Raw genomic sequence first — 9185 nt, forward strand, 5'->3', positions numbered from 1 at the left:
CTGAGGCGGATGGCGGCCCGGGCCTGACCGGGCCGCCATCCGCCTCAGGGGGCCGCCGGCGCCTTCCCCGGGGAGGTGAGGTCCTCGCCCGTCTCCATCGGGTGGGTGACGTCGGCGGCCTCACGGCCGCCCCGGCCCAGGTGGTTGAAGACGAGGTTCAGCGCGACCGCGACCACGCAGCCGGTGGATATGCCGGAGTCCAGGACGATGCGGGCGGTCTCCGGGAACGCGTGGTAGAACTCGGGCGCGCTGATCGGGATGACGCCGACGGCGAGCGCGACCGCGACGATCAGGACGTTGTTGTCCTTCTCCAGGCCCGCCTTGGCGAGGGTCTGGATGCCGCTGGCGGCGACCGAGCCGAAGAGGACCACCCCGGCGCCGCCGAGCACCGGGCGCGGCACGACGGCGATCAGCGAGGCGGCGACCGGACACAGGCCCATGAGGACGAGGAAGCCGCCGCCGGTGGCGACGACGAACCGGCTGCGGATCCTCGTCATCGCGACCAGCCCGATGTTCTGGGCGAACGCGCTGCACATGAAGCCGTTGAACAGCGGAGCGATCGCCGAGCCGAGGGTGTCGGCGCGCAGCCCGGCCGCGATGGTCCTCTCGTCGGCGGGGCGCTCGACGATCTCGCCGAGGGCGAGCATGTCGGCGGTCGACTCGGTCATCGACACGACCATCACCACGCACAGCGAGACGATCGCGGCGAGCTGGAACTGCGGTGCGCCGAAGTGGAACGGCGTGGGGAAGCCGACGAGGTCAGCCTCGGCGACCGGGGAGAAGTCGGTGACGCCGAACGGCACGGCGATCAGGGTGCCGGCGACCAGGCCGAGCAGCACGGCGATCTGTTTGACGAAGCCGCGGGTGAAGCGGCGCAGCAGCAGCACGAGAAGCAGGGTGACGGCGGCGAGGCCCAGGTTGGTGGCGGAGCCGTAGTCGTCCGCGTCGGGGCTCGCGCCCTGCGCCCAGCCGAAGGCGACGGGCAGCAGGGAGACGCCGATCAGGGTGATCACGGTGCCGGTGACCACGGGCGGGAGGAACCGGACCGCCTTGCTGAAGAAGGGCGCGGCGAGGAAGCCGAGCAGCCCGGCGACGATCACCGCGCCGAAGATGACGGGCAGGGCGTCCTTCTTGTCGTCGGTGGAGGCGACGATCGCGGTCATGGGGGCGACGCCGGCGAAGGTGACGCCGTTGACGAACGGCAGCCGGGCGCCGATCTTCCACACGCCGACGGTCTGGAGGAACGTGGCGAGGCCCGCGGTGAACAGGCAGGCGCCGGTGAGGAAGGTGAGCTCGGCGGGGGTGAGACCGACGGCCGCGCCGACGATCAGGGGCGGGGCGACGACGCCGGCGTACATGGCGGCCACGTGCTGGAGGCCGGTCGTCGCCATCTTCGGCGCGGGCAGTTTCTCGTCTACGGGATGGTCGGCCACTGCGGTGTTCCTCCGGTCGGTTGCACGCCGGGGCCGGCGTGGTTGTCAGGGAGGCGGTGCGGGCGGGCGTGGGGTACCTCCCGCTCGAGTGCGGCCGAGCGTGGGGAGGGAAGGTGACGTCCGGTGGAGCGGGCGGCTTGTAGGGCCGGGGCCCGGGGTGCGCCGTGTCCGGGGCGCGCACGGTCGCGCGCCCCGGAGACGGCCTCCGCGGATCCCGTAGGGGTCCGCGGTCTCCGGGCCGGGAGCCGTCCCTCCCGGCCCGGAGACGTGCGGGGGTCAGGCGTGCCCGGCCATCCGGGCGAGGCGGCGCGCCTCGGCGCCGGTGGTGCGGGCGATGGCGTCCTCGTCGGCGGTGAGCAGCCGGTTGTTCTCGACGATCTGACGGCCGTTCACGAAGGACGCGGTGACCGGGGCGGCGGCGCCGAACACCAGGGCGGTGACCGGGTCGGCGACGGAGGCGTGGGCGAGGGTGTCCATCCGCCAGAGCACCAGGTCGGCGAGCTTGCCCGGCTCCAGGGAGCCGATCTCGTCCGCCCGGCCGAGCACGCGCGCGCCGCCGTGGGTGCCGAGGCGCAGCGCCTGGCGTGCCGTCAGGGCCTTCTCGCGGTGCGGGCCGAGGCGGTTGACGAGCAGGGCGTTGCGCAGTTCGGTGTGGAGTTCGCCGGACTCGTTGGAGGCGGTGCCGTCCACGCCGAGGCCGACGGGGACGCCGGCGGCGAGCATGTCGGGGACGCGGGCGATGCCGGCGGCCAGGCGGGCGTTGGAGGACGGGCAGTGGGCGACGCCGGTGCCGGTGCGGGCGAAGGCGGCGATGTCGGAGTCGTTCATGTGGACGCAGTGCGCCATCCACACGTCGTCGCCGAGCCAGCCGGTGGACTCGAAGTAGTCGGTGGGGCCCATGCCGAACAGCTCGTGGCAGAACTTCTCCTCCTCCACGGTCTCCGACCCGTGGGTGTGCAGGCGTACGCCGAGGCGGCGGGCCAGCTCGGCGCCCTGGCGCATGAGTTCGGTGGAGACGGAGAACGGGGAGCAGGGGGCGACGGCGACCTGGGTCATCGCGCCGGGCGCGGTGTCGTGGTGGCGGCGTACGGTCTCCTCGGTGGCGGCGAGCGCGTCGTCGAGGGTCTCCACCGCGAAGTCCGGGGGCAGCCCGCCGTCCTTCTCGCTCCGGTCCATGGAGCCGCGGGCCAGGGTGAGGCGGACGCCCATGTCGCGGGCGGCGGTGACGATCGCGCCGGACAGGTCGCCGGAGCCGCGCGGGTACACGTAATGGTGGTCCATGGCGGTGGTGACGCCGCCGCGGGCCATCATCGCGAGGGACCCCTGGGCCGCCGCGTGCACCATCGCCTCGTCGATGCGCGCCCAGGTCGGGTAGAGGACGACGAGCCAGTCGAAGAGGTTGTGGTCGGTGGCCAGGCCCCGGGTGAGCCACTGGTAGAAGTGGTGGTGGGTGTTGACCAGGCCGGGGGTCATGAGATGGCCGGTGGCGTCGATCCGGCGGGCCACGTGCTCCAGGCCCTCGGGGGCCGGGCCGGGGCCGAGCGACTCGATCCGGTCGCCGGCGAGGACGAGGTGCCCGGTGGTGTACTCGGTGTCCGCCGCGTCGACGGTGGCGATCGCGCAGTTCTCGATGACGGTGCGCCGGTCTGCTGCCATGGTGCGTCCTTTTCGCGTACGGGGAGAGGGCACGGCAGGACCCTGGGGTTCTGAGTGCCGTGGCCGGGTCGGGTGCGGGGCCCGGGTACCCGGCCACGGGTGCCGATGTGGGGGCGGTCAGAGGTTGGTGAGGTCCACGGGGATCCGCGGCTCGCAGCCGTCCCTGAGGACCGTGGCCTCGATCAGGCCGTAGGGCCGGTCGGCGGCGAAGTACACGGCGCCGTCGGGGGTGTCGTTCTTGATGCCGAACGGCTCCAGGTCGACCAGGAAGTGGTGGCTGTTGGGGAGGGAGAAGCGGATCTCGTCGACCTCCGCGCACTCCTCGATGACGCGCGAGCCCATCTGGTACAGCGTCTGCTGGAGCGAGAGGGAGTAGGTCTCCGCGAACGCCCGCAGCATGTGCCGCTTGACCTGGGCGTACGAAGCGTCCCAGTCGGGCGTCGGCTGCGCGTCGTCGGTCCAGTTGAACCGCCAGCGGGAGGAGACCGAGGTGGCGAGGATCCGGTCGTAGGCCTCCTTGAGGGTGGTGTAGCGGTCCTTGACGTAGCCCCAGAACTCCGAGTCGGTGGAGTTCATGACGGTGAGGTCCTTCAGGCCGGAGACGACCTCCCAGCTCTCGCCGTCGTAGGTGACCTGGGTGACCCGGGTCTCCTGGCCCGTGCGGACGAAGGAGTGCCGCGCCTCGCCGGAGGTCTCGATGCGCTCCCAGGCGTACTCCTCGATGCGGATGCGCGCCCGGTGGATGGGCTGCTGCGAGGTGACGAAGTGACGGGCGAGGTGGATGCCGAACTGCTCGGCGGACTCGATGCCGTGCTCCTTGGCGAACGCGTACACCGTGTTCTTGGTGGTGTCGGTCGGCAGCACGTTCGCGTTGGAGCCGTTGTAGTGGACGTCGTCCATGTCGCCGGAGAGGGCGACGGAGACGTTGAGGTCCTTGATGTGGTGGGTGGCGCCGTCCCGCGTGATCTTGACGACTCGGTTCTCGGCCTTGCCGTACTGGTTCTGTCCCAGGATCGTGGGCATGGGTGTCAGCTCCCTCGGTAAACGGAGTAGCCGAACGGGTTGAGCAGCAGCGGTACGTGGTAGTGCTCGCCGGGCGTGACGGCGAAGGTGACCGTCACCTCCGGGAAGAACACCGCGGTGCCGCTGTCCCGATGCGCGGGGGCGTCCTGCTGAGCCTCGGCCTTCTTGTTCGGGTTCTTCGGGTTGTTCAGGAAGTACGGCTCCACCTCGAAGGCGAGCCGTACCTGGGTGGTTCCCTCGGGCAGGGCCGGCAGGTCCTTGCAGCGTCCGTCCGCGTCGGTCGAGGACCCGCCGAGCTCCTGCCAGGCGGCCCGCGGGCCGGGGCGGGCGGCCAGGCGCACGGCCACGCCCTCGGCGGGGCGGCCGGCGCTGGTGTCCAGGATGTGCGTGGACACGGAGGCGGGGGTGACGGAGGCGGTGCGGTCGGAGGCGGGGGTGTCGGTGCTGTCGGTGCTCATGGACGTCGGTCCTCTTCGACGAGTCGGGCCAGCCGGATGCGGTTGATCTTCCCCAGTTCGGTGCGGACGATCTCGCGTTCCTTCTCCGGCGGGTTGCCGAGGCGCTCGCGCACGGCGTCGCGCATCTCCTCGGCGGTGCGGCCGGTGGCGCAGATCAGGAACACATGGCCGAACCTCTCCTGGTAGGCGAGGTTCAGCTCCAGCATCTCGGCGCGCAGGCCGTCGTCGGCCCCGGCCATGCCGCGCTGCTCCCGCGCCGAGGTGGGGTCTCCCGGCTTCGGGCGGCCGATCGGCGGGTGCCCGGCCATCGCCTCCGCCAGGTCGGCCTTGGTGAGCCCGGCCAGGGCGGCGTCGCTCTCGGCGTACAGCGCGTCGGGGTCCGCGTAGGGGCGGGCGGCGAGCAGCCGCCGGGCCCAGGCGGCGGAGGCGCAGACCTCGAGGAGCGCGGTGCGGGCCGCGTGCTCCTCCAGGGCGTTGAACCGGGCCAGGCCCGGGGGCGGTGCTGTCGACGTCACGGGAGCCTCCGTGGCCGCGAACGGCCGTGTGCTGCGAACGGGCGTGCCGACAGTGAACGCCGTCACGCGGCGAGCGTCAACAGTTTGTTGAAAAATCCGTGTGACGTTCGGGTGAGGCGCCTGGATCGGGCTCGGCGAGGGTCACCGCGCCTCGTCTCAGGCGCCCTTCTCGCGGTTGAGGTAGTTGTAGACGGTGAAGCGGCTGACGCCGAGCGCGCTCGCCACCGTCTCCACGCCGTGCCGCACGGCGAACGCCCCGCGCGCCTCCAGACCGCGTACGATCTCCTGCTTCGCCTTGCGGTCCAGCTCCGCCAGCGGCATGCCCTTGCGCCGCTCCAGCGCGGCCAGGATGTGATCGAGGGAGTCCGCGAGCTGCGGCAGCCGTACGGCGACGGCGGCGGCGCCCTCCCAGGTGAGCACCACGTCGTCGGGGCCGGCCTCGTCCGGCGGGATCATCTCCCCGCCCATCGCGTCGACCAGCGGCTTCACGGCCGCGATGAAGGCGCCGTCGCCGGCCTCGGTCACCGGTCGCCCTCCTCGACCACGTTGACCTGGAGGGTGACCCGGGTGGCGCCGGCGGTCAGGGTGCGGCGCAGCAGGGTGTCCACGGCGGCCAGCACCGCGTCGGCGCCGCCCTCGGCGGTGTTGCCGAACGGCCCGACGTCCACCGCGTCCAGGTCGGCCGTCTCGATGACCTCGCGCGCCACCACGGCGTGCCCGGGCGCCTCGTCGAGGTCGAAGGGCTCGGTCGTGAACTCCACTCGCAATCGCACGGGGCCAACCTACCGACCTCTTGACAGCCCTTCACCGGCACGGGCAGTCTTCCAGAAGACAGAAAGAATCTTCCGCAATACGGAAATCGGCGGAAGTTCATCACGGAGACCACGATTGGGAAGGGAGCGCGGCCCGATGGGATTCGCCGACCAGCGCTTCACCGTCAACCTGTCGATCCTCTTCACCGAGCTCCCGCTGCTCGAGCGCCCGGCGGCCGCCGCCGCGGCCGGTTTCGGCGCGGTCGAGCTGTGGTGGCCCTGGGCCGACTCGCCCGTGCCCGAGCGGTCCGCGCTGGACGGGCTGCGCACCGCGATCGAGGACGCGGGGGTGCGGCTCACCGGCCTGAACTTCTACGCCGGGCAGTTGCCCGGGCCCGACCGGGGCGCGCTGTCCGTGCCGGGCGAGGAGTCCGACCGGTTCCGGGCGAACGTCGAGGTCGCGGCCGGTTTCGCCGAGTCGCTCGGCTGCCGCGCGCTGAACGCGCTGTACGGCAACCGGGTCGACGGCGTGGACCCGGCCGAGCAGGACGCGCTCGCGCTGGAGAACCTCGTCATCGCCGCGCGCGCCGCCCACCGGATCGGCGCGGTGCTGCTGATCGAGGCGCTCAACCGGCCCGAGTCGCCGCGCTACCCGCTGGTGTCGGCGCCGGCCGCGGTCGGCGTCGCCGACCGGGTCGACGCGGCCACGGGACTGGGCAACGCGCGCTTCCTGATGGACCTGTACCACCTGGCCAGGAACGGCGAGGACCTGCCCGCGGTGATCGACCGCTACGCGGACCGCACCGGGCACGTCCAGATCGCCGACAGCCCCGGCCGCGGCGCGCCCGGCACCGGGTCGCTCCCCCTGGACGACCTCCTCGGCCGGCTGACGAAGGCGGGCTACGACGGCTGGGTCGGCCTCGAGTACAAGCCGGGCGACCGCCCGAGCGCCGAGGCCTTCGACTGGCTGCCCCGCTGACCCCCGCCCCTCACCGAAAGGCACCCCCGTCATGAGCAACCTCCCCACGATCGCCTGGATCGGTCTCGGCATCATGGGCTCCCCCATGTCCGAGAACCTGATCAAGGCGGGCTACCGGGTCACCGGATACACGCTGGAGCAGGACAAGCTGGACCGCCTGGCCGCGGCGGGCGGCACGCCCGCCGCCTCGATCGCCGAGGCCGTGCGGGACGCCGACGTGATCGTCACGATGGTCCCCGCCTCTCCGCAGGTCGAGGCCGTCGCCTACGGACCCGACGGCATCCTGGAGAACGCCCGGCGCGGCGCCCTGCTGATCGACATGTCCTCGATCACCCCGCAGACCTCCGTCGACCTGGCCGCCGCCGCGAAGGAGAAGGGCATCCGGGTGCTGGACGCCCCGGTGTCCGGCGGTGAGGCCGGGGCGGTCGAGGCGGAGCTGTCCGTCATGGTGGGCGGCGACCAGGCCGACTTCGACGAGGCGAGGCCGCTGTTCGAGGCGCTGGGGAAGACGATCGTGCGGTGCGGTCCGCACGGCTCCGGGCAGACCGTGAAGGCCGCCAACCAGCTGATCGTCGCCGTGAACATCCAGGCCTGCGCCGAGGCCGTGGTCTTCCTGGAGAAGTCCGGCGTCGACCTGACGGCAGCGCTGGAGGTCCTGGGCGCGGGGCTGGCCGGCTCGACCGTGCTGGCCCGCAAGAAGGACAACTTCCTGAACCGGGACTTCACGCCGGGCTTCCGCATCGACCTGCACCACAAGGACATGGGCATCGTCACCGACGCCGCCCGGAACGTGGGCGCCGCGCTGCCCGTCGGCGCGGTGGTCGCCCAGCTGGTGGCGAGCCTGCGCGCGCAGGGCGACGGCGGCCTGGACCACTCCGCGCTGCTGCGGGCCGTGGAACGCCTGTCGGGCACCCGGGTCTGATCCCCATGTCCCTCTGAACCCCGGGCGGCGCCGGCGCCGACATCAGTCCCGTCGCGCCCAAGGCGGCGGCGCCGCCCGGAACCCACGGCCCGCACGGGCGTGCCGTACGGCCCTAGGTGTGGCCGTACGGCACGGTGGCGGTGCGGGCGGGGCGAGGGCGCCGCGGCGGCGCGCGAGCCAGTGCGGTGGTCAACGCCGCGGCCCGTCTCCTACGACCTGAGGGGAGACGCCCCGCGGCCGTCGCCGCCGCCGCGGCCCCGAGCCCACCTCCTTCCCGGCGTGCGGATCGGCGCGGTCCGCAGCAGCCTGGGGGCATGGCACATCCGACGGAGCATCCGCACATCGTGGTCCACGCGCCCGCCCTGGACGGCTCCCGGCGGGTCACCTCCGACGACGAGACGCTGGGCGTCGCCACGCACACCGACGACGTGGGCGAGATCCTGCGCCTGGCCGACCTGTACGTCACCGACGTCGAGGACGCGGACTTCATCGAGTGGCAGGGCGGCGGCCCGGAGGACTGGCCGGGGCTGTCCGAACACCACGAGCCGTGAGACGCGGCCGTACGGCGACGTCCGTGGCCGATGCCGTACGGCATCGGCCGTAGGGCTGCTACGGCACCCTCAAATGAACCTCTGAACACGGCCTTCCGAGGCTTCGGCGGTCCCCGCGCGCGGAACCATCCCCGCACACACGGGGCCCGCCGGCACGGGGGCGGCGGGCCCCCTGTCCGAGGGGGTGTCCTGTCATGGCCGACACCGAGCGCGTCCCGGGAACGCCGCACGAGATCGCCCTGCTGGCCGGGGGGCCACGCGCCGCCGTCACGGTCGCCGTCGTAGCGCTGCATCTGCGCGGGGCCGTCGAGGCGGGCGCACGGGCCACGGTGGTGGCGGTCGACAGCGAGGCGGGCAGGGCGCTGCCGCCGCTGCCTCCACCGGAGGAGGTACTCGCGCTGGAGGACGACATCCCGGCGGAGCTGCGCGTCCCGTATCTGGAGAGCGCGGTGTACAGGCGGCTGCACGATCCGTGCGACGTACGGGAGGTGCTGCGCGACCCGGACGTCCAGTGGGCCGTGACCACGCTGAGGATCGGGCTCGCGGACACGGACATGGTGAGCCCGCCGGCGCTGGGCACCACGCGGGCGGCCCGCCGTCACGTGCACGCGCTGCGCACCGCATATCCCCTCCCGGCGAGCCGGGCCGGCCTGTCCGACGAGGCGAAGCTGCTGGCCGTCGCCCTGCACGGCGAGGCGGCCCTCCGCCTGGTCGCCCCCCGCTTCGCCGCGCGCGCGGGCCTCACCGGCCGCGTCCACCGCCGCCGCACGCGCGCCCTACGCCGCTGGTCCCCCGGCTCCGGCGCCGGCGCCGGAGCCGGGGGACCAGCGGCGTATGGCGCGCCCGCCGCCGCGGTGGACGCGGCCGGTGAGGCCCGCGCGCGCGGCGACGCGGGG

At 73.2% G+C, this 9185-nt stretch carries 11 protein-coding genes; 4 read left to right on the top strand and 7 right to left on the bottom strand.

Annotated elements, in window-relative coordinates; translation table 11 throughout:
- Positions 1 to 44: 44 nt before the first annotated feature.
- The 7 genes from CCN29_RS21855 to CCN29_RS21885 form a co-directional block, all read right to left on the bottom strand.
- The gene (locus tag CCN29_RS21855; RefSeq protein WP_086683890.1) at positions 45 to 1433 is read right to left on the bottom strand and encodes a nucleobase:cation symporter-2 family protein; all 1389 of its coding nucleotides are present in this window, start codon (positions 1431 to 1433) and stop codon (positions 45 to 47) included.
- Positions 1434 to 1709: 276 nt separating this feature from the next.
- On the bottom strand, positions 1710 to 3089 hold the full coding sequence (locus CCN29_RS21860; protein ID WP_086683893.1) for an 8-oxoguanine deaminase: 1380 nt from the start codon (positions 3087 to 3089) through the stop codon (positions 1710 to 1712).
- Positions 3090 to 3206: 117 nt separating this feature from the next.
- Positions 3207 to 4112, bottom strand: coding sequence for a factor-independent urate hydroxylase (gene pucL, locus CCN29_RS21865; protein ID WP_031065280.1), 906 nt, complete (start codon positions 4110 to 4112; stop codon positions 3207 to 3209).
- A 5-nt stretch (positions 4113 to 4117) separates the two neighbouring features.
- Entirely contained in the window at positions 4118 to 4570 is a 453-nt protein-coding gene (gene uraH / locus CCN29_RS21870) for a hydroxyisourate hydrolase (RefSeq protein WP_051792167.1), read from the bottom strand.
- Positions 4567 to 5085 (bottom strand): 2-oxo-4-hydroxy-4-carboxy-5-ureidoimidazoline decarboxylase, encoded by a 519-nt coding sequence (uraD, locus tag CCN29_RS21875; protein ID WP_086683896.1) that lies wholly within the window; start codon positions 5083 to 5085, stop codon positions 4567 to 4569. Before uraD ends, uraH begins: the two co-directional genes overlap by 4 nt.
- Before the next feature lie 156 nt (positions 5086 to 5241).
- Entirely contained in the window at positions 5242 to 5610 is a 369-nt protein-coding gene (locus CCN29_RS21880; protein WP_006136849.1) for a helix-turn-helix domain-containing protein, read from the bottom strand.
- On the bottom strand, positions 5607 to 5858 hold the full coding sequence (locus CCN29_RS21885; protein WP_006136848.1) for a hypothetical protein: 252 nt from the start codon (positions 5856 to 5858) through the stop codon (positions 5607 to 5609). The genes CCN29_RS21880 and CCN29_RS21885 overlap by 4 nt, the downstream gene beginning before the upstream one ends.
- 136 nt (positions 5859 to 5994) lie before the next feature.
- On the opposite strand from CCN29_RS21885, the gene CCN29_RS21890 reads away from it, so the two are divergent.
- From CCN29_RS21890 to CCN29_RS21905, 4 genes are all read left to right on the top strand, one after another.
- Positions 5995 to 6816: a TIM barrel protein gene (locus CCN29_RS21890; protein WP_031023156.1), complete on the top strand. Its 822-nt coding sequence runs from the start codon at positions 5995 to 5997 to the stop codon at positions 6814 to 6816.
- Between the two features lie 31 nt (positions 6817 to 6847).
- Entirely contained in the window at positions 6848 to 7738 is an 891-nt protein-coding gene (locus CCN29_RS21895; RefSeq protein WP_086683899.1) for a 2-hydroxy-3-oxopropionate reductase, read from the top strand.
- A gap of 314 nt (positions 7739 to 8052) precedes the next feature.
- On the top strand, positions 8053 to 8289 hold the full coding sequence (locus tag CCN29_RS21900; RefSeq protein ID WP_006136841.1) for a hypothetical protein: 237 nt from the start codon (positions 8053 to 8055) through the stop codon (positions 8287 to 8289).
- 194 nt (positions 8290 to 8483) lie between these two features.
- A partial coding sequence (locus tag CCN29_RS21905) for a hypothetical protein (RefSeq protein ID WP_442538441.1) occupies positions 8484 to 9185 on the top strand: 702 nt, incomplete at its 3' end.

It is taken from the genome of Streptomyces pseudogriseolus, from assembly GCA_002154585.1.
In the GTDB taxonomy this organism is placed as follows: domain Bacteria; phylum Actinomycetota; class Actinomycetes; order Streptomycetales; family Streptomycetaceae; genus Streptomyces; species Streptomyces pseudogriseolus.